The organism is Streptomyces sp. NPDC024687 (genome assembly GCF_055559055.1).
Genome location: NZ_JBVHLJ010000002.1, coordinates 897,336 through 916,540, shown reverse-complemented (window position 1 = coordinate 916,540; position 19,205 = coordinate 897,336). Strand labels below are relative to the sequence as shown.

21 protein-coding genes are annotated in these 19,205 nt (G+C 70.5%); 15 read left to right on the top strand and 6 right to left on the bottom strand.

Annotated features, from left to right (window positions below; translation table 11 throughout):
* The first annotated feature begins 20 nt into the window (after nt 1–20).
* From ACZ39I_RS10930 to hypE, 3 genes are read left to right on the top strand one after another with little or no spacing between them, the layout of a single operon-like run.
* Entirely contained in the window at nt 21–323 is a 303-nt protein-coding gene (locus ACZ39I_RS10930; protein WP_467244176.1) for a HypC/HybG/HupF family hydrogenase formation chaperone, read from the top strand.
* Complete coding sequence (gene hypD / locus ACZ39I_RS10925; RefSeq protein ID WP_467244175.1) at nt 323–1,450, top strand: hydrogenase formation protein HypD; 1,128 nt, start codon at nt 323–325, stop codon at nt 1,448–1,450. The genes ACZ39I_RS10930 and hypD overlap by 1 nt, the downstream gene beginning before the upstream one ends.
* Nucleotides 1,443–2,522: a hydrogenase expression/formation protein HypE gene (gene hypE, locus ACZ39I_RS10920; RefSeq protein ID WP_467244173.1), complete on the top strand. Its 1,080-nt coding sequence runs from the start codon at nt 1,443–1,445 to the stop codon at nt 2,520–2,522. The genes hypD and hypE overlap by 8 nt, the downstream gene beginning before the upstream one ends.
* Nucleotides 2,523–2,580: 58 nt before the next feature.
* Here the strand turns inward: hypE and ACZ39I_RS10915 are convergent, their stop codons facing one another.
* Entirely contained in the window at nt 2,581–2,955 is a 375-nt protein-coding gene (locus ACZ39I_RS10915) for a hypothetical protein (RefSeq protein ID WP_467244171.1), read from the bottom strand.
* Nucleotides 2,956–3,081: 126 nt separating this feature from the next.
* Nucleotides 3,082–4,764, bottom strand: coding sequence for a cellulase family glycosylhydrolase (locus ACZ39I_RS10910; protein ID WP_467244170.1), 1,683 nt, complete (start codon nt 4,762–4,764; stop codon nt 3,082–3,084).
* Between the two features lie 524 nt (nt 4,765–5,288).
* Between ACZ39I_RS10910 and ACZ39I_RS10905 the strand changes: the two genes are divergently transcribed.
* The 4 genes from ACZ39I_RS10905 to ACZ39I_RS10890 all read left to right on the top strand — a co-directional run bounded on the left by ACZ39I_RS10905 (nt 5,289) and on the right by ACZ39I_RS10890 (nt 8,359).
* Nucleotides 5,289–5,861 carry an ester cyclase gene (locus ACZ39I_RS10905; RefSeq protein WP_467244169.1) on the top strand — a complete coding sequence of 191 codons (573 nt, stop codon included), beginning with the start codon at nt 5,289–5,291 and terminating at the stop codon, nt 5,859–5,861.
* 108 nt (nt 5,862–5,969) lie between these two features.
* Complete coding sequence (locus tag ACZ39I_RS10900) at nt 5,970–6,734, top strand: SDR family NAD(P)-dependent oxidoreductase (RefSeq protein WP_467244167.1); 765 nt, start codon at nt 5,970–5,972, stop codon at nt 6,732–6,734.
* Between the two features lie 25 nt (nt 6,735–6,759).
* Nucleotides 6,760–7,740, top strand: coding sequence for an aldo/keto reductase (locus ACZ39I_RS10895; RefSeq protein WP_467244165.1), 981 nt, complete (start codon nt 6,760–6,762; stop codon nt 7,738–7,740).
* A gap of 76 nt (nt 7,741–7,816) precedes the next feature.
* Entirely contained in the window at nt 7,817–8,359 is a 543-nt protein-coding gene (locus ACZ39I_RS10890) for an NAD(P)H-dependent oxidoreductase (RefSeq protein WP_467244164.1), read from the top strand.
* An 80-nt stretch (nt 8,360–8,439) separates the two neighbouring features.
* On the opposite strand, the gene ACZ39I_RS10885 is transcribed toward ACZ39I_RS10890, so the two are convergent.
* Nucleotides 8,440–8,604: a hypothetical protein gene (locus ACZ39I_RS10885; protein WP_467244163.1), complete on the bottom strand. Its 165-nt coding sequence runs from the start codon at nt 8,602–8,604 to the stop codon at nt 8,440–8,442.
* Between the two features lie 74 nt (nt 8,605–8,678).
* Here ACZ39I_RS10885 and ACZ39I_RS10880 point away from each other — a divergent pair, with 74 nt between their 5' ends.
* Nucleotides 8,679–9,407 (top strand): SDR family oxidoreductase, encoded by a 729-nt coding sequence (locus ACZ39I_RS10880; RefSeq protein WP_467244162.1) that lies wholly within the window; start codon nt 8,679–8,681, stop codon nt 9,405–9,407.
* Between the two features lie 195 nt (nt 9,408–9,602).
* On the opposite strand, the gene ACZ39I_RS10875 is transcribed toward ACZ39I_RS10880, so the two are convergent.
* Nucleotides 9,603–10,268 carry a TetR/AcrR family transcriptional regulator gene (locus ACZ39I_RS10875; protein ID WP_467244160.1) on the bottom strand — a complete coding sequence of 222 codons (666 nt, stop codon included), beginning with the start codon at nt 10,266–10,268 and terminating at the stop codon, nt 9,603–9,605.
* 16 nt (nt 10,269–10,284) lie between these two features.
* Nucleotides 10,285–11,043, bottom strand: a complete 759-nt coding sequence (locus ACZ39I_RS10870; protein ID WP_467244159.1) for an SDR family oxidoreductase — start codon at nt 11,041–11,043, stop codon at nt 10,285–10,287.
* Nucleotides 11,044–11,156: 113 nt separating this feature from the next.
* Between ACZ39I_RS10870 and ACZ39I_RS10865 the strand changes: the two genes are divergently transcribed.
* The gene (locus ACZ39I_RS10865) at nt 11,157–12,104 is read left to right on the top strand and encodes a quinone oxidoreductase family protein (RefSeq protein WP_467244157.1); all 948 of its coding nucleotides are present in this window, start codon (nt 11,157–11,159) and stop codon (nt 12,102–12,104) included.
* A gap of 115 nt (nt 12,105–12,219) precedes the next feature.
* Here the strand turns inward: ACZ39I_RS10865 and ACZ39I_RS10860 are convergent, their stop codons facing one another.
* Nucleotides 12,220–12,675, bottom strand: a complete 456-nt coding sequence (locus tag ACZ39I_RS10860) for a MarR family winged helix-turn-helix transcriptional regulator (protein WP_467244155.1) — start codon at nt 12,673–12,675, stop codon at nt 12,220–12,222.
* Nucleotides 12,676–12,747: 72 nt separating this feature from the next.
* Between ACZ39I_RS10860 and ACZ39I_RS10855 the strand changes: the two genes are divergently transcribed.
* The 6 genes from ACZ39I_RS10855 to ACZ39I_RS10830 all read left to right on the top strand — a co-directional run bounded on the left by ACZ39I_RS10855 (nt 12,748) and on the right by ACZ39I_RS10830 (nt 19,167).
* Nucleotides 12,748–13,539, top strand: coding sequence for an SDR family NAD(P)-dependent oxidoreductase (locus ACZ39I_RS10855; protein ID WP_467244153.1), 792 nt, complete (start codon nt 12,748–12,750; stop codon nt 13,537–13,539).
* Between the two features lie 168 nt (nt 13,540–13,707).
* The gene (locus tag ACZ39I_RS10850) at nt 13,708–15,243 is read left to right on the top strand and encodes an aldehyde dehydrogenase family protein (RefSeq protein ID WP_467244152.1); all 1,536 of its coding nucleotides are present in this window, start codon (nt 13,708–13,710) and stop codon (nt 15,241–15,243) included.
* Nucleotides 15,244–15,416: 173 nt separating this feature from the next.
* A complete protein-coding gene (locus ACZ39I_RS10845; RefSeq protein WP_467244150.1) occupies nt 15,417–16,355 on the top strand; it encodes an ABC transporter ATP-binding protein in 939 nt (312 codons plus the stop codon).
* Complete coding sequence (locus tag ACZ39I_RS10840; RefSeq protein WP_467244148.1) at nt 16,352–17,191, top strand: ABC transporter permease; 840 nt, start codon at nt 16,352–16,354, stop codon at nt 17,189–17,191. Before ACZ39I_RS10845 ends, ACZ39I_RS10840 begins: the two co-directional genes overlap by 4 nt.
* A gap of 27 nt (nt 17,192–17,218) precedes the next feature.
* On the top strand, nt 17,219–18,502 hold the full coding sequence (locus ACZ39I_RS10835) for a sensor histidine kinase (protein WP_467244146.1): 1,284 nt from the start codon (nt 17,219–17,221) through the stop codon (nt 18,500–18,502).
* Complete coding sequence (locus tag ACZ39I_RS10830) at nt 18,499–19,167, top strand: response regulator (protein WP_467244144.1); 669 nt, start codon at nt 18,499–18,501, stop codon at nt 19,165–19,167. The genes ACZ39I_RS10835 and ACZ39I_RS10830 overlap by 4 nt, the downstream gene beginning before the upstream one ends.
* Nucleotides 19,168–19,205: the final 38 nt, after the last annotated feature.

Below are 19,205 nucleotides of genomic sequence, written 5' to 3'. Positions count from 1 at the left end.
ACCACAGCGAGGAGAGGCTCATGTGCCTGGCGGTACCCGGCAGAGTGCTGGACATCGAGGAACGGGACGGCACCCGGATGGCCACCGTCGACTTCGGCGGCGTGGTCAAGGAGGTGTGCCTGGAGTATCTGCCCGACCTCCAGGTCGGCGAGTACGCCATCGTCCACGTCGGGTTCGCCCTGCAACGGCTGGACGAGGAGTCGGCGCGGCAGACGCTCGAACTCTTCGCCGAACTCGGCCTGCTGCAGGAGGAGTTCGGCGACCCCTGGGAGATGGCGGCGACGGAGGCGGGCGTCGACCCGGTGGAAGAGGTGCGCAAGTAGTGAAGTACATCGACGAGTTCCAGGACCCGGAGCTGGCACGCCGGCTCCTCGACGACATTCACGCCGCGGTGACCAGGCCGTGGGCCCTGATGGAGGTGTGCGGGGGGCAGACGCACAGCATCATCCGGCACGGCATCGACCAACTCCTGCCGGACAAGGTCGAGTTGATCCACGGTCCCGGCTGTCCGGTGTGCGTGACTCCGCTGGAGGTCATCGACAAGGCGCTGGAGATCGCCTCCCGACCGGAGGTGATCTTCTGCTCCTTCGGTGACATGCTGCGGGTGCCGGGCACCGGACGGGACCTGTTCCAGGTCCGCGGAGAGGGCGGTGACGTGCGCGTCGTCTACTCACCGCTCGACGCGCTGCGGATCGCCCAGCAGAACCCGGACCGCGAGGTGGTGTTCTTCGGCATCGGCTTCGAGACGACCGCACCACCCAACGCCATGACGGTCCATCAGGCCCGGAAGCTGGGCATCCCGAACTTCAGCATGCTGGTGTCCCATGTCCGCGTACCGCCCGCCATCGAGGCCATCATGTCGTCGCCGAGCTGCCGGGTGCAGGGCTTCCTCGCGGCCGGCCATGTCTGCAGCGTGATGGGCATGGGGGAGTACCCGGAACTGGCGGAGCGCTTCCGGGTGCCGATCGTGGTGACGGGCTTCGAGCCCCTGGACATCCTCGAAGGCGTGCGCCGTACCGTCCGGCAGCTGGAACGCGGTGAGCACACCGTCGACAACGCCTACGCCCGTGCCGTTCGCGCGGAGGGCAACCCGGCCGCCCGGGCCATGCTGGAGGACGTCTTCGAGGTCACCGACCGCGCCTGGCGCGGCATCGGGGTGATCCCGCAGAGCGGCTGGCGGCTGGCGCCGAAGTACCGCGCCTACGACGCCGAGCACCGCTTCTCCGTCGAGGGCATCCGCACGCAGGAGCCGGCCGAGTGCCGCAGCGGAGAGGTCCTGCAGGGACTGCTCAAGCCGCACGAGTGCGAGGCCTTCGGCACGCTGTGCACGCCTCGTACGCCGCTGGGGGCCACCATGGTCTCCAGCGAGGGAGCCTGCGCCGCGTACTACCTCTACCGGCGGCTGGACATGCCCGCCACCAAGGTCCAGGAGGCGACCCCCGTTGTCTGACACCACCGATCTCCCCGTCCCCGCCCTGGACGTCGAGGCGTGGACGTGTCCGGCGCCGCTGCGGGACCGGCCGCGGGTCGTCATGGGCCACGGCGGCGGCGGAGTGCTGTCCGCCGAACTGGTCCAGCAGATCTTCGCTCCCGCTTTCGGGGGCGAGGTGCTCGCCCAGATGGGTGACGCCGCCGTCCTGTCCCTGGGTGGTGCCCGGCTGGCGTTCTCGACCGACTCCTACGTGGTGCGGCCGCTGTTCTTCCCGGGCGGCAGCATCGGCGACCTGGCGGTCAACGGCACCGTCAACGACCTCGCCATGAGCGGTGCCCGCGCCGCCTACCTCTCCTGCGGATTCATCCTGGAGGAGGGCGTCGAGCTGGATGTGGTCACTCGGGTGTCCGAGGCTCTGGGGGCGGCCGCGCGCACCGCCGGTGTGGAGGTGGCCACCGGGGACACCAAGGTGGTGGAGGCGGGCCACGGTGACGGGATCTACATCAACACCGCGGGCATCGGTCTCGTCCCGGCGGGCGTCGATCTGCGCCCTCAGCGGGTCGTCCCCGGAGACGTCGTGATCGTCAGCGGCGCCATCGGCGTCCACGGGGTGGCGGTCATGAGCGTACGCGAGGGACTGGAATTCGGGGTGGAGATCAAGAGCGACTGCGCGGCGCTCGGCGGCCTGGTCGACGCCATGCTCGCCGTCACCTCTGATCTGCACGTCCTGCGCGACCCCACCCGAGGCGGCCTGGCCGCCTCGCTCAATGAGATCGCGCAGGCCTCCGGCGCCGGGGTGGTCATTCAGGAGCGCGACGTCCCGGTCCCGCCGGCCGTGGCCAACGCCTGCGCCATTCTCGGACTGGACCCCATGTACATCGCCAACGAGGGCAAGCTGGTGGCCTTCGTCCCGCGGGAGCACGCCGAAGCCGTCCTCGCGGCGATGCGCGCCCATCCTCTGGGCGCGGACTCCGTGATCATCGGCGAGGCCGTGGAGGAGCATCCCGGCATGGTCGTGGCACGGACCGGCCTGGGAGGGACGCGGGTGGTCGATCTGCCGATCGGGGAGCAACTGCCGCGGATCTGCTGACAGGGGTGTCGCTGGACGGGGAGCCTGCCGTCCGGGCCCGATCGGAGGGTCGATCCGGTCAGCGCGCGGGCGGCGGATCCTGTGGGTCCACGCCGGTCTTGGCGGCAGCGTCCTTCGTGCCGCTGGGGCGCTGGGAGCGGCCCTTGTGTCCGGTGTCGCGCCTGCCCTTCTCGTCCGCGTCGCCGTATTCCTCGCCGCTCGCGTTCGGGCTCTTGACCGTGTCACCGGGGACGGACTTCGTCTCCTCGGCGGACTTCGTCCGGCCCGGACCGGGCTTGGCGGCGTGCTCGGGACGGAAGGAGCGTTCGGCGCTCGGGTTGTCCTGCTGGCGCGTCTCGTCCACATCGGGCGACCAGCCGTGCTGTCCGGTGCCCTGGTGCCGGCTGGGACCCCTTCCGTGCGGTGGCTCGGACGAATGTGGTTTCTTCGACATGGTCGATCCGCCTTTTCCCGGTCAGTGGGGGGACACCGGTGACGGTGTTTCCCGAGTTAAGTCGATTATTCCACCTTGTAATGTTTTGGGCATTTCACTTCAGGGAGGATGGGCCTCGTTCCTGTTTCAGGCGGAGGTACCGGTGACCGCGGTGCCGGACCTGGTCAGTGTGTACGTCAGTCGCGTCCCGCTCCAGAAGTGGAAGGTGAGGGTCACGGTGGCGCCGTCGGTGACCTCGCCGAAGAACGCGGTCGGCAAGGTGATCGTGCCCGCGGTGTAGTCCGGCGTGAAGGCCACGTTGAACTGCTTGTACGTCGTCCAGGACTGCGGGCCGGCGGGGCTGCCGTCGGCGTATACGGCTTCCATGGTCGCCAGCTTGTCCCCGTTGAACGCGGTGGGTATCACCAGCGAGGCGGTCGTACCCGTCGCGCTCGTCAGCACCGGCTTGTCATAGGTGATGACGTTGACGGCCCAGGGAGTTCCTTCCGTGAACCGGAGGGACAGGACGGCATTCGTGCCGTGCTCCTGCGACGCGGTCAGCCGGCCGAGCGTCGCCGCCGTGATCGTCAGCGTGCTGCCGCTGACGGTGTAGTCCACCCCCCGGATCAGATGACGGGTGCCGACATCGATTCTGGTCAGCCTGGTGCCGTTGAGGTTCAGCGTGATCGCCGCGTCCGCCGGGGTCCTGCCCTTGGGCACGAAGAGCTGATCGGTGGAGGCGGTGCCGGAGCGTCCGGTCCAGCTCGACCGTATCTGCGCATAGAGGCTCGGGTCGTTCCATTGCAGGGTGCGGCGGTTGAAGCGACTGCCGTTGTCCCACAGCATCGTGGTCAAGCCCTGGTATCGCGCGTAGTGGCCGAGATACTCGAGGTACTTGAGCGTCTCTCCCTCTTCGACCGTGCCGGGGCCGGAGTCCCAGCCGAGCAGCCCGTACTCACCGACGACGGCCGGGATCCCGTTGGCCACGAAGGCCTTGTGGACCAGGTCGAACGTGTCGGTCAGGTCCTGCTGGGTGGCCGCGTTGAAGGTCGTGTAGCCGGCGAGGTTCACGCTGAAGGGCCAGAAGCTGTAGTAGTGGACCGAGGCCACGAGATTCGGGTCGTCGAGCGCGGCGAAGGTGGCGAGCAAACTGTCGATCTTGGCTTGATCCGGGGTGTCCCCCAAGGTCGGCATGACAAGCAGCCGGTCGGCGTTGCCTCCGCCGGTCGCGCGCACAACGGAGTGGAAGGTCGTGTTGAGCTCGTTCATCAGAACGGCGTTCTGCTCGTCGCCTGAACTGCCGGTGAAGAAGGGCTCGTTGACGCTCTCGAAAAGCAGTCGGCGCGACTCGTTCCGGAAAGTGGCCGCGATCTGCTGCCAGGTTGCCGTGTACTGGGCCAGGACCGCGTCATGCTGGGCGGGCATGTTCAGTACCCACTGCCACGCGTCACCGTGCATGTTGATCAGGACGTGGAAACCATCGGCCAGGGCCCAGTCGACCACCTCCTTGATCCTGGCCAGGAACTTCGGGTCGAGGGTGTAGGCCGGGGCCGGGCCCTCGTGCTGCCCCCAGGTCACCGGGATCCGGATGCTCCTGAAGCCCTGCGCCTTCAGCCTGCGGAAGAACGCCCGGGTCACCCGCGGGTTGCCCCACGCCGTCTCGTCGGCGCCGATGGCCTCGAAGGTGTTGCCCAGATTCCAGCCCGGCTGCATGTGTGCGACCACGTCCAGCGCTGACTCCGACGCGTCGGAGTCAGCGGACCGGGCAGCGGCCTGGGCGGCCGACGGGGTGGACAACGCCGCGACGGCGAGGGCCGCGGAGGTCGTCATGGCTTGGCGGCGAGTGAAACCGGCTGAACTCGGCATAGAGCTCTCCATCGAGTCGAAAGGCCTGCCCTCATGCCGGCGGCGCCTACTCAACGTCGAAGCGCTTCGACACGTTGCGGGAGCCTAGCGCAGCCCTGCGACAGAGAGAATGGGCTGATCCGTATGGAAACTGCATCGAGTCCGAGAAGCCTTGCGTCGAAGCGCTTCCCCGCAATGGGCGTCAGGTGCGGTGTCGCACGGGCTCGTCGGGGTTCCTTGCTCATCTGACGCCGACGCCGACGCCGAGCCGACGCGCCCGCGCGGGGCGGTTGCTGCTCGGTGGTGATCGCGGCGCTTCCGCCGGCTTGGGGGTCCCTGTCAGTGACCCCCTCAGCAGGGACTCCCACGCGCCGGTGACAACCGGTTCTGTTGGTGGTGCACCGCCCACGACGGTGTGAACGGCCCGGAACGGCGCTGCTTGCGCCGCCGGTCTCCCGTCCCTTCACGGCGCCGTCGGCGCCGTGAGCACCAGAGCCAGAAGGACGATCATGCGTCGATTCGCCAAGCCGGCCGCCGTAGTCACGGCGCTGGGAACGCTCAGCCTCGTGGCCTTCGGGTCGGGAGCCTCGGCCGACACGGCCGACCGCACCACCGGCTCCGGGTCACCTTCTCGCGTCACGGCGGAATCCGTCTCCTGGAACCACGGGAGCGCTCAGGTGAACAAGCGCATCATCGAGCGCTACACCAGTGAGTACCTGCCCGGTCGCAATCCCGCTCTGGCGAGCAGGTTCGTCGGCCCGGACATCGTCGTGCACTCCGGCGGCCGGACGTGGCAGGGCCGGGACACCTATCTCGACATCGTCGCGGCGAACCTGAAGGCGTTCCCCGACCTCAAGTGGACGGTCGAGGACATGCGGGCCGAGGGCGACACCGTGGCCGTCCGCTACACCATGACGGGCACCCACGAAGGACCCTTCGCCGGGGTCGAGGCGACGGGCAAGGCCATCCGCTCGGAGAGCATGGCGTTCTACCGCCTCTCCCACGGCAAGATCGTCGAGGAGCGCGCCCAGCTCGACATGCTCGGCATCCTTCGGCAGATGGGCGCCATCCCCGCCGCCTAGCAGCGGAGCGCGGTACTTCACCTGCATCCCCCCACGCCGAGGTGGTGACCGGCGCTTCGCCGCGCCCTCGGCACGCACATGCAGAGAACCAAGGAACAGGACACCCCCATGCCATCGAAACTGACCGGCACCGTCGCTCTCGTCACCGGCGCGAGCAGCGGTATCGGCGAGGCCACCGCCCGCCAACTCGCCGAGCACGGCGCCTCCGTAGCCCTGGTGGCCCGCCGCAAGGACCGTCTGACCGCACTCGCCGCCGAGATCGAGAAGGCCGGGGGAACCGCGCTGGTGGTGGAGGCCGACATCACCGACCGCGCTCAGGCCGAGGCCGCCGTCGAGCAGACCGTCGCGCACTTCGGACGGCTGGACACCCTCGTCAACAACGCCGGCCTGATGCTGCTCGGCCCGATCGTCGGCGCGGACGCCGAGGAGTGGGAACGCATGATCGCCGTCAACGTGCAGGGCCTGCTCCACACCACCCGCGCAGCCCTCCCGCACCTGCTCCAGGCCGCCGAGGACGGTCCGCGCCGGGTCGCCGACATCGTCAACATCAGCTCCATCGCCGGCCGCGTCGCCTGGAACGGCTACGGCGTCTACAACCTCACCAAGTTCGGGGTGAACGGCTTCACCGAGTCCCTGCGCCAGGAAGTCACCCAGCGGCACCTGCGCGTCGGTGTCCTGGAGCCGGGCGGCGTGAACACCGAACTGGACTCGCACAACAGGCCCGAGATCCACGGCGAGATGATCCAGCCCTTCCTCGACACGACCGAGATCCTCGCCCCCGAGGACATCGCCGACGGCGTCACCTACATGGTCACCCGGCCCCGCCACGCCTCCGTCGCCGAACTGTGGATCATGCCCACCGACCAGGCCTGACGGCCTACACGACAAGGAGTATGCGATGAAGCACGTATCACTGGGCGGCCTCGACGTCTCCCGCATCGGTCTGGGCGCCATGACCATGGCCGGCGTCTACACCACCGGCGGAGGGCTCGACGACGCCGAGTCGATCCGCACCATCCACCGGGCCCTGGACCTCGGCGTCACCCACATCGACACCGCCGAGATCTACGGCCCCTTCCACAGCGAGAACCTCGTCGGCAAGGCCCTCAAGGGCCGCCGCGACGACGTCGTCATCGCCACGAAGTTCGGCCTCGTCTCCCACGCCGGCGACGGCCCCGGCGCCATCGACAGCAGCCCCGCCAACGTCAGGACCGCTGTCGAAGGCTCCCTCGAGCGACTCGGCACCGACCACATCGACCTCTACTACCAGCACCGCGTCGACCCGAACACCCCCATCGAGGAGACGGTGGGCGCGCTGGCGGAGCTGGTCGCCGAGGGCAAGGTGCGCCACATCGGACTCTCCGAGGCCGGCCCCGACACGATCCGCCGCGCCCACGCCGTCCACCCGGTGGCCGCGCTGCAGACCGAGTACTCACTGTGGACCCGTGATGTCGAGGCCGAGATCCTCCCGCTGCTGCGTGAGCTCGGCATCGGGTTCGTGCCCTACTCCCCGCTCGGCCACGGCCTGCTGACCGGACAGATCCGCACCGTCGACGACTTCACCGACGACGACTGGCGCAAGACCAACCCCCGCTTCACCGGCGAGAACTTCCAGCGCAACCTGGCCATCGTCGACGAAGTCCGCGCCATCGGCGCCGAGATCGACGCCACCCCCGCCCAGACCGCCCTGGCCTGGCTGCTGTCCCGCGGCGACGACATCGCCCCCATCCCCGGCACCCGCCGCGTCACCCGCGTCGAGGAGAACACCGCCGCCGACGCCGTCGGACTCACCCCCGCCCAGCTCGACCGGCTCAACAACCTCACACCGGCCGCGGGAGAACGCCATGACGAGGCCAACATGTCCAGCATCGACCACTGACCACTGACCACTGACCGCTGACCCGCGTCCGCTCACCCATCTCACCGATCACCGATCACCGAAAAGGTTTCTCCTCATGTCCAAGGTTCTTCTTGTCGTAGGCCACCCCGACCTGTCCCAGTCGAGGGCCAACGCGGCGCTCGTGGACGCCGTCCGCGATCTGGCCCATGTCACGGTGCACGACCTCTACGCCACCTACCCCGACTTCCAGATCGATGTCGCCGCAGAGCAGGCGCTGTTGGCCGAGCACGACGTGATCGTCTTCCAGCACCCGGTGTTCTGGTACAACACCACCCCTCTGTTCAAGCAGTGGCAGGACAAGGTCTTCACCTTCGGCTGGGCCTTCACCATCGACGGCTCCACCTCGCAGCTGGCCGGCAAGAAGGCCGTCGTCGCGGTCACGACCGGTGTCCCCGCCGATCACTACACCCCCGAAGGGTCGAACCAGGCCACCATCGAGACCCTCCTCAGCAACTGGGAGGCGACCCTGCGGCTGTGCCAGTTCGACATCCAGAAGCCGATGGTCAAGGTGTACGGCGCCGCCTTCGGCCTCTCCGACGAGGACCTGGCCACCGCCGCCAAGCAGTACAACGAACTGCTCGCCTCCTACGCCGCCTGACGCGCTCCCACCACCGCGGCGCCCGCTCTCGAGGTGACGCGGTGGTGCGGCGTCACACCGGCCCGGTGAAACGGCGGGCGCTACGGGGTCACTGTTCGCCCGGCGGCAGTGCGTAAGCCGCTGGTGAGGCCGGCGGCGAACGTCTGCCGGAAGACGCGGACCAGGACGCGAACCGAGACGTCGGCACTTCTTGTCACCTCGCCGATGCGGATCAACCGCTCGGCCGCGACCACTGGGACAGCCACGGTGATTCCTCTCAGCCCTGGCCCTGACGACAGCACTTGCCTCTGACGTTGACGTCAGGTTTTAGCGTACGGCCATGGATATCAACAACTCCGTAGCCCTTGTCACCGGAGCCAACCGCGGCCTGGGCCGCGCCTTCGCCCAGCGCCTGCTCGAACGGGGCGCCGGCAAGGTCTACGCGACGGCCCGCCGGCCGGAGACCGTGGACCTGCCCGGGGTCGAGGTGCTGCCCCTCGACATCACCGATCCCGCATCCGTGAGGGCCGCCGCCGAGGCCGCCCCGGACGTCTCGCTGCTCATCAACAACGCGGGAATCAGTACGGGGACCGACCTGGTGACCGGTTCGCTGGACGCGGTGCGGCACGAGCTGGAGACCAACATGTTCGGCCACCTGGGAATGACCCGGGAGTTCGCGCCGGCGCTCGCCAGGAACGGCGGGGGCGCGATCGTCAACGTCCTCTCCGCCATGTCGTGGTTCGGGGGCAAGGGCGCCAACGCCTACCACCTGACCAAGGCCGCCGCCTGGGCCATGACCAACGGCGTCCGCCTGGAGCTCGCCGAGCAGGGCACGCTCGTCACAGCGGTGCACCTCGGCCTGGCCGACACCGACATGGCGGCGGGCTGGCCCGTGGACAAGATCGCTCCGTCGGACCTGGCCGACGCGGCGCTCGACGGTGTCGAGGCGGGCTCCGCCGAGGTCCTCGCCGACCAGTGGAGTCGGGACGTCAAGGCCCGTCTGCCGCTGACGTCGGAAGAGTTCAACGCCGCGATGGACCGCGCCCTGGCGGCGCTGTTGGCGGCCTGAGGGGCCCCTCGGCCGGCGCGGACTTCGGTCGGTCGGCGATGGTCAAGACGGCGTGTGGTGGCCATGGTTGCGGTAGGGATCCTCGGCGGCCGCGATCTTCCCGGCCAGGTGGCCGTCACCGTGCAGGGGCAGTTGGTCCTGTGACGCCGCTGCGGAGCACTGAGTCGCCGGCCGGTTGCCTGCGGGGCGCCGGGCTCAGCCCCCTGAGGCGTTCCACAGTGCGCTGAGTTCCGCCCAGTCCGGAGGCGGGCTCTGCAACGCGGTGGGACCGTCGGTGGCCGGCGTGCGCAACCCGGCGAGGACCAGGTCCAGGTACCGCAGGTGGAGCGTGGTGGCGCGTTCGTCGGTGACGGGAATCCGTGCGGTGAGGTGTTCGAGGAGCAAGGGGACGTCGGCGGAGGTGAAGTCGGCGCGCAGTACTCCTGCGCGGTGGGCGCCGTCCACGAGGTCGTCGAGGGCGGCCCGGAGCTGCTCGGCGGCCGCCACGGTCTCGTCGGTGGCCGGCAGCCGGCCACCGACCAGGGAGAGGAGCGGACCGCCCGCCCCCTGGTCCGAGAGCGCGTCCCGCAGGAAGCGGGCGAAGGCGGCCCAAGGGTCGGGCTCCTCGGCGAGAGCCGTGCGGGCCTGGGCGACGAGCTGTTCCATCCCCAGGATCCGCATCCGCTGAGCCAGCAGTTCCTTGCTGGGGTAGCGGCGGTAGAGGCTGCCCATGCCGATGCCCGCCCGGCGGGCGATCTCCGAGACGGGGGCGTCCCAGCCGAGCTCGGCGAAGACTTCGCGTGCGGCCTGCATGAGGCGGGCGTCGTTGCGGTCCGCCTCCCGTCGGCGGCCGCGCGGTCTGCCGGTCTGCGTGTCACCCATGGACGGGTATTTTTCCCTACCGGCGGGCCAGGCCGTACCCGCCGTCGACGGTGATCACCTCGCCGGTCACGAAGGCGGCCTCCTCGCCGACGAGCATCACGATCGCCCGGGCCACGTCCTCCGGCTCCGCGACCCGCCCCAGGGGCGTGTTCTCCGCCAGCCGCCGCTGGAACGCCTGCGGCATGCCCGCGCTGCTCTCCGTGCGGAGGTAACCCGGTGCCACGACATTGACGTTGACGCCGAGCGGACCGGCCTCATGGGCGACGAAGCGGGCGAAGGTGTTCAGGGCGGCCTTGGCGGTGCCGTGGGCGGCCATGCCCGGGGCCGGCGGACCATCGGCCACGGCGCTGGAGACGTACACCATCCGGCCGTGGCCCTGGGCTCCCATGAGCTCCAGTGCCCGCTGGGTGAGGGTGTAGACGGATGCGAGTTCGGCCGTCATCTTCGTCCTGAAGTCGTCCCAGGCGAGGGTCTGCACAGGAGCGGGGGTGAAGCGGGCGCCGGCGTTGCAGACAAGGACGTCCAGGCGCCCGCCGACCGCGGAGCGCTCCAGCAGTTCGGTCGCCTGGACGGGGTCGTACACGTCGGCCTGCACGGCGAAGGCCTCGCCGCCGTCGGCCTCGATGAGCTTGACCACCCGGTCGGCCGCCTCGCGCCGGGAGAAGTAGTTGACGGCCACGCGGTAGCCGCGAGCGGCCAGCGCCCGCGACGTGGCGGCCCCGATTCCCCGGCTGCCGCCGGTCACCAGGGCCGTGGGCTTTGTTGTGACGTTCATGGGTCCTTCCGCGTCGGATGATCGATCACCCAATTTATCGGAGCGGAGCGCTCCGCTCAAAAAAAGTCCCGGAAAGGGGAATCGGGCTTTCCGGTGGCGCGTTGTCCCGTGACATGAGCGAAGCAGTGGTAGCGCGTGCCTACGGTGGTCCCGAGGTGCTGTCGGTGATCGATGTCGATGTGGCGGAGCCCGGGCCGGGTCAGGTGCGCATCGCGGTCCGCGCCGTCGGCGTCAACCCCTTCGACCACAAGATGTACAGCGGCGTCTTCGGAACCGATCCGGCGAACCTGCCGATGCGGCTCGGCGCCGAAGCGGCCGGTGTGGTGACCGCTGTCGGTGCCGACGCGACCGGCCCCGCGGGCCCGGTCCGGATCGGCGACGAGGTGATCGCGTACCGGGCGCCCGGCGCGTACGCGGCCGAACTCGTCGTCCCGGCCTCGTCGGTGGTGCCCAAGCCCGCCGCTCTCTCATGGGAGCAGGCCGGAGGACTGATGGTCACGGGCGTCACCGCTGTGCACGTCCTCGAATCGATCGGCCTGCGTGAGAACGACTCGGTGCTGATCCACGGTGCCGCCGGTGGCGTCGGTCTGATGGCCGTGCAATGGGCCGTCGAGCGCGGCGCGAGGGTGCTGGGGACGGCGAGCCCGGCCAAGCACGACGTCCTGCGCGACCTGGGGGCGATTCCGATCGCGTACGGGCCGGGCCAGGCGGACCGGGTGCGTGCGGCAGCGCCGCAGGGCGTCCACGCGGCTGCGGATCTGGTGGGCACCGACGAGGCGGTGGACGTCTCGGTGGAACTGGTGGCGGACCGGTCCCGCATCGCGACCGTCGCGGCGTTCGAGCGCGGGGCCCGAGCCGGTATCAGGCTCCTGGGCGGCGGGCCCGGCGCGGACCCCGGCACGGAGGTCCGCGCCGCCGCGCGCCTGCAGCTCACCGAAGCCGCGGGGGCCGGGCGGCTGCGCGTCCTGATTGCCGCCGCCCACCCGCTGAGCGAAGCCGCCGCGGCGCATCGGCAGATCATGACCAGGCATACGACGGGGAAGATCGTCCTCGTTCCCTGACACGCCCCAGGGCCGCACCGGTGGCTTCGTGCGGATGGCCGTGGCCGCCTACGTACGGGTCCCGCTGGGGTGCACCCGTGCCGTCACCGCACCCGTGGCCCGCCGGCCGACGGGCTCAGGCGTTGCGCACCGTCTTGCTCACCTGGTCGAGCAGCGCCCGCAGCTGCGTGCTCTCCGCCTGTCCCAGCCCCTCGGTGACGTGGCGCTCGATGTCGGCGATCACCTGGTCTGCCGCGCGCAGCGCTTCCCGTCCGGCGTCGGTGAGGTGCAGCTCCTGCACGTGCCGGTGGCGTGGGTGCTCGCGCCTTTCCAACTGGCCGCGGCCCTCCAGGCGGGCCACGAGGGAGGCGACCGCCTGGGGGGTGACGTTGAGGCGGCGGGCCAACTCCGCGCCGGCCAGCCCTGGTTCGCTGTGCACCGACATCAGCAGGGTGTAGTGCGCAGGGGCCATGCCGAGCGGGCGCAGCCGCTGTTCCTTGAGTGTCAGCACCGCCAGCTCCGCGCGGCGCAATGCCCAGGTCACGCGGTCGAGCGCGCCGAGGCCCACGGGTTCATCGTCATCACGTATCACCCGCCAAGGGTACGACACTTCATTGGTATCAAACGTTTGACAGTAAGCCAACGCTTGAGGCATGCTCGACGTATGACACGAACGATCGCCCTCATCACCGGCGCTTCCTCCGGTATCGGTGCCGAATACGCCCGACTCCTGGCGGATGACCACGACCTCGTCCTGGTGGCGCGCCGCGCGGACCGGCTCGGCGACTTCGCGGAGGAGCTCCGCGCCCGGGGCGCGGCCGTGGAGGTGCTGCCCGCTGATCTCGGCACCCACGAAGGCATCACCGCTGTCACCGGCCGCCTCGCCGCGGGGGACGTGCGCCTGCTGGTCAGCAACGCGGGCGCCGGCGGCTACGCCCCGCTCGTCGACGTCGACCCCGCCGACGTGGACCGCCTGCTCACCCTCAACGCCGTGGCCCCCGTTCGGCTGGTCCACGCAGCGCTTCCCGGAATGCTCGCCGCCGGAGAAGGCGCGATCATCACGGTGGCCTCGCTGCTGGCCTTCAGCGGGGGCCTCGCCGATTCCCGCGCACCCCGGCGCACTCTCTACGCGGCGGCGAAGGCCGCCACCGTCGCCTTCACCCGGACCCTCGCAGGCGAGCTCGCCGACACGCCCATCCGTGCGCAGGTGCTGCTGCCCGGCGTCGTGGCCACGGAGTGGAACCAGGGCGCCGGCCACCACATCCCCTGGGCGATGACCCCGCAGGACGTCGCCTCGGCCAGCCTCGTAGGGCTGCGCCTGGGAGAGACCGTGTGCGCCCCCGGTCTGGAGGACCAGGCCGCAGCCCTCGACGCCCTGCTGACCGCGGAGTCCGCGCTGCTCACCGGCGGCAACCAGCCCACCCTCGCGGCTCGCTACCGCACCCCGGGGGCGTAGAAGCGGGCGCCTCCTCGGCGCCCCAGGACCCGGCCGTGGGCCGCCTCCGACGGCTGCGCCACGCCCGCCCGTCCGCCGAGAGCGCTTCCCGCTCTGCGGCTACCCGTGCCCACCTGCCGAGCGTTCGGCATGGCACACGTTCTCAATGACCCGAGTAGGGGAAGACCCATGACCGACAACAATTCGACGATCACACGTGACGGCGTCATCGGATACGACGCGACCGAGGTCGTCACCATCGACCAGGCCACCGGCGCCGAGTTCGCCCGGTATCCCGTGGCCGGCAAGGAAGAGGCCGCCGCGGCCGTCGCCGCCGCACGCTCGGTCACCGGGGCCTGGTGGGACCTCGGCTTCGAGGGCCGCGCGGAGCGACTGCGCGCATGGCGGCGGGAGATAGCCCGGGGCGGCGAGGAGAGCGCCGCACTCATTCACGCCGAGAACGGCAAGCCCCTCGACGACGCCCGCGTGGAGGTGCTCGGCACGCTCGAACACGTGCAGTACGCCGCCGACAACGCCGCACGCGCCCTGGGGCGCCGGGAGGTTCCGGCCGGCCCCACCACGCCCAACCAGCGTGCGTGGGTCGAGTACCAGCCGTACGGCGTGGTCGGCGTCATCGGCCCGTGGAACTTCCCCCTGCTCACTCCGGCGGCCATCCTCGTCGACGCGCTCGCGGCCGGGAACGCCGTGATCCTCAAGCCCAGCCAGATCACGCCCGGCGTCGCCGAATGGCTCGTCCGCACCTGGCAGCGTGCCGTTCCGGACCTGCCGGCCGTCCTGCAGAACCTGAACGGATACGGGGCCACGGGCCAGGCGCTCATCGAGGCCGGCCTCGACAAGCTCGCGTTCACGGGCAGCGTCGCCACGGGCAGGACGGTGGCCGCCCAGTGTGCGCAGACCCTGACCCCCGTACTGCTGGAACTCGGCGGCAAGGACGGCGTCATCGTCGCCGAGGACGCCGATCTGGACGAAGCCGCCGCTCACGTCGTGTGGGGCGCCATGCAGAACACCGGGCACGGTTGCATCAGTCTCGAAGTGGCCTACGTCGTCGAGTCGGTGCACGACGAGTTCGTCGAGAAGGTCAGCGCGCTCGCCGGGCAGGTACGCGTCGGCAGCGACGAGGACGCGGAGATCGGGCCGGTTCCGCTGCCGAGCCAGACCTCCATCATCCGCGAACACATCCAGGACGCTCTGGAGCGCGGCGCCACAGCCACCGTAGGCGGCCTCGACGCGGTGGGTGACCGCTATGTCACGCCCACCGTCCTGGTCGGAGTGGCCCCCGACGCCCTCGCGGCGACGGAGGAGACGTTCGGGCCGACGCTGGCCGTCATCAAGGTCGCCGACGCAGACGAGGCCGTCGCCCACATCAACGCCGGCCGGTACGGACTCGGCAGCGCCGTCTTCAGCCGCGACCGCGGCGAAGCCATCGCCCGTCGCCTCCGCGTCGGAATGACCAGCATCAACGACGCACTGGTGTTCTCCATGAACCCCGCGGTGCCGTTCGGCGGTCGCGGCGACAGCGGTTACGGGTGCAAGCAGGGGGAGGAGGGACTGCGGGAGTTCGCCTACGCGCACTCCTTCACCGCCAAGACCGGCCCCGCCCGGTTCTCCGCCTCGACCTTCGGCAGGCCGCAGGGAGCCATGGCAGGAGCCCTCGCCGGCGCCCTCGACAGGATCCTGGCCGAGAGCGGCGAGAAGTCGGACTGACTCGTCGGCGGCCGTCGCCGGACAGCACCGCAGGTGGGCGCGTAGTACCGCGGTACCACGCGTACGGCGTAGATCAGCCCCCCGGTACCACCGGGTCGGGCTGATTCGCCGCTTAGCGTGGCCGGTGTGGCGTCGCAAGCGACGGACGCCGGAGCCCCAGAGGGAGAGCGCGAATGATCGACTCACGGCAATTGACCAAGAGGTACGGGGAGAAGACGGCCGTCGACGGCCTGGACTTCGTCGTGAAGCCGGGTACCGTGACCGGCTTCCTCGGCCCCAACGGGGCGGGCAAGTCCACGACCATGCGCATGATCGTCGGCCTCGACGCTCCGACGAGCGGCTCCGTCACCGTGAACGGTCAGCACTACGCCCGCCACCAGGCGCCGCTCCAGGAGGTCGGCGCGCTTCTGGAGGCGAAGTCGATCCACCCGGGCCGTTCGGCGTACAACCATCTCAAAGCCCTCGCGCTGACCCATGGCATTCCGGGCCGCCGGGTCGACGAGGTCATCGGCCTCGCGGGACTGGACAGCGTGGCGAAGAAGCGGGCCGGTGCCTTCTCCCTCGGCATGGGCCAGCGGCTCGGCATCGCCGCGGCCCTGCTGGGCGATCCGCAGACGGTGATGCTGGACGAACCGGTCAACGGGCTGGACCCGGAGGGCGTGCTCTGGATCCGCAACCTCCTCAAGGGGCTCGCCGACGAGGGCCGGACGGTGTTCGTGTCCTCGCACCTGATGAGCGAGATGGCCCTGGTGGCGGATCATCTGATCGTCGTGGGACGCGGCCGGCTGCTCGCCGACACCACGGTGGCCGACCTGATCCGCGAGGCGGGCGGCGACACGGTGAAGGTGGCGACACAGGACCCGGCGCGGCTGCGGGACGTGCTGGCCGGGCCGGGCGTCGACGTCACCGGCCAGGTCGGCTCCGAGGAGCTGCAGGTCACCGGGCTGAGCGCCCGCGAGATCGGCCTCAAGGCCGCTGAGCACGGGATCACCCTGTTCGAGTTGAGCCCGCGGACCGTATCGCTGGAGGAGGCGTTCATGGACCTGACCAGGGATGCCGTGGAGTACCACGGCACCACGACCGGCATCGACGCCCTCGGGAGGACCGCGTGAGCACCCTCACCGCAACCACCGAGGAACCCCGGACCACCCGCCCCCGCCCCGCCTACCGCGTGACCGGACGGCGTGTGCTGGCCTCCGAATGGGCCAAGCTGTGGTCCCTGCGCTCGACCTGGATCACCCTGGGCCTGGGCCTGCTGTTCCTGGTGGCCTTCGGCGTCATCGCCGCGAGCCGCTACAAGTCGGGGATCGACTCCGGCAACCTGGACCGGGACTTCGCCGACTCGACGACCGTGAGCCTGTCCCTCTTCGGTACCAACTTCGCCCAGCTGGCCCTGGGCGTCCTCGGCGTACTGGTCACGGCGGGGGAGTACTCGACCGGCATGATCCGCTCGACCCTCGCGGCGGTGCCCCGCCGACTGCCCGTGCTGTGGTCCAAGGCGGCCGTGTTCGGGCTGGTCGCACTGGCGGTGGGCACGCTGGGTGCGTTCGTCGCCTTTGTGATCGGGGGCGGCATCGTCTCCGGCACGCCCGCGGCCATGGGCTTCTCGCACGCCGGTGTCCTGCGCAGTCTGCTCGGCGCCGGGCTCTACCTCGGCCTGGTCGGGGTGATCGGCACCGCCCTGGGTGCACTGCTGCGGTCCGTGGCCGGCGGGATCTCGGTCCTGGTGGCCTCCCTGATGCTGATCCCCGGCCTGATCTCCCTCCTGCCCAGCTCCTGGCAGGACGGCATCAGCCCCTACCTGCCGTCCAACGCGGGCCAGGCGATGTTCTCCCTGACCCACGACTCCACGACCCTGTCGCCGGGCGCGGGGCTGCTGGTGTTCCTGTGCTGGACGGCGCTGGTGCTGGGCGGCGCGGCGTACCGGCTCGTGCGCAGTGACGTCTGACGCCCGCACCATGGACAGGTGACGTCCGTGGCCACCGATGACCTCGGCGGGATGGGACCGCTGGTCGCGCGACTGTCCCGGGGCGGCCAGCGGCTGCGGCATGCCGACCGGACACGTCCCTGGGTACTGGACACCGCGGTCGTCGTCCTGGTCTTCCTGATGTTCTGCCTGCCCGACCTGATCCACGGCGGTGTGGACGACGGCGACAGCCCGCGCCGTTTCCGGGTCGCCTTCACCCACCTGCCCGTCGTGGGGATGCTGGCCTTCCAGGCGGGACTGGTACTGCCCCTGCTGTGGCGGCGACGCAAACCCCTGATGGCGTTCGCCGCCATCGCCGCGGTGTTCGTCCTGCAGTGGTCCCTGGGCGCCGCGATGCGCGCGGACGTCGCCCTGTTGATCGCGCTGTACAGCCTGGCCCTGCACGGGCGGCTGCGGCAGCTGCCCTGGGCCTGTGCGGTCACGGCGGGCGCCATGGCGCTGGTCGCGGTGCGCGCCTCCGCGGCCGTGTCCGTGTGGGACGCGCTGTTCTTCCTGCTGAGCACGGCGACCGCGGCCCTCGCGCTCGGCCTGATGGTCCGCATCCGCCGGGCCCAGCTCGCCGGACTGCGCGAGCGGGCGGCCCGGCTGGAGATCGAGCGCGACCAGCGCAGCAGACTCGCCACGGCCACCGAACGCACCCGTGTCGCCCGCGAGATGCACGACATCGTCGGCCACAACCTGTCCGTCATCATCACCCTCGCCGACGCCGGCGCCTACGCCAGTGACCTCCAGCCCGCGCGGGGCAAGGAGGCCCTGCAGCTCATCGGTGACACCGGCCGACAGGCCCTCGGCGAGCTGCGGCGTGTGCTCGGCGTGCTGCGTCAGGACGGGACCGGTCCGTCGCGCGGGCCCGAACTCAGCCCGCAGCCCGGCATCGCGGACCTCGAAGCGCTGTGCGCCACGGTGCGCGCCGCCGGACTGGAGGTGGTCTACCGGACCTCCGGGGAGGTGGACGCCCTGGACAGCGGGGTGCAGCTGACGGTGTACCGCATCGTCCAGGAAGCCCTCACCAACACCCTGAAACACGCCGACACCGGCACCCGGGTCCACCTGGCGATCCTCGTCGAGGACAGCCGGCTGACCATCAGGGTCCAGGACACCGGCCCGGCCGCACCGTCCGGACCGCCGAACGAGGAAGGACACGGCCTGGTGGGCATGCGGGAGAGAGCGGCCCTGTACGGCGGCACCGTCAGCGCGGGACCGGCGGCCGGTGCGGGATGGAACGTCGAGGCCGTCCTCGACCTCACGCCGGGAAGCGGCGGTGACCGGTGACCACCGTGCTGATCGTGGACGACCAGCCGCTGCAACGCTACGGCTTCCAACTGCTCCTGGACTCCGTCCCCGAGACCGACGTCGTCGGTGAGGCCGCCCACGGCGCCGAAGCGGTCCGCAAGACGGCCGAACTGCGCCCGGACGTCGTCCTGATGGACGTCCGCATGCCCGGCATGGACGGCATCGAGGCCACCCGCCGCATCGTCGCCGCCGGCGGTCGCTCCCACGTCCTCGTGCTCACCACCTTCGACCTCGACGAGTACGTCCACGCCGCCCTGCGGGCCGGCGCGAGCGGGTTCCTCCTCAAGGACGCGCGCCCCGAGGAGCTCCTCGCCGGGATCCGCGCGGTCGCCTCCGGCGACGCCGTCATCGCGCCCGCCCTCACCCGCCGCCTCCTCGAGGAGTTCGCCCAGTACGTCCCCTCGCACCGCTCCGACCCCGCCGAGGACCCGAGACTCACCTCGCTGACCGACCGTGAACGCGAGATCCTCGTGGCGGTCGGCAAGGGCTGGACCAACGGGGAGATCGCCACGCGGTTCGTGCTGTCCGAGTCCACCGTCAAGACGCATGTCGGCCGTGTCCTGGCCAAGATCGGTGCCCGTGACCGCATCCAGGCCGTGATCTTCGCCTACGACCACGGCCTCGCCCGTCCCGCCGTGGACTGAACCGACGGTCGTAGCGGCCCCAGCTCATCACCCGGGGT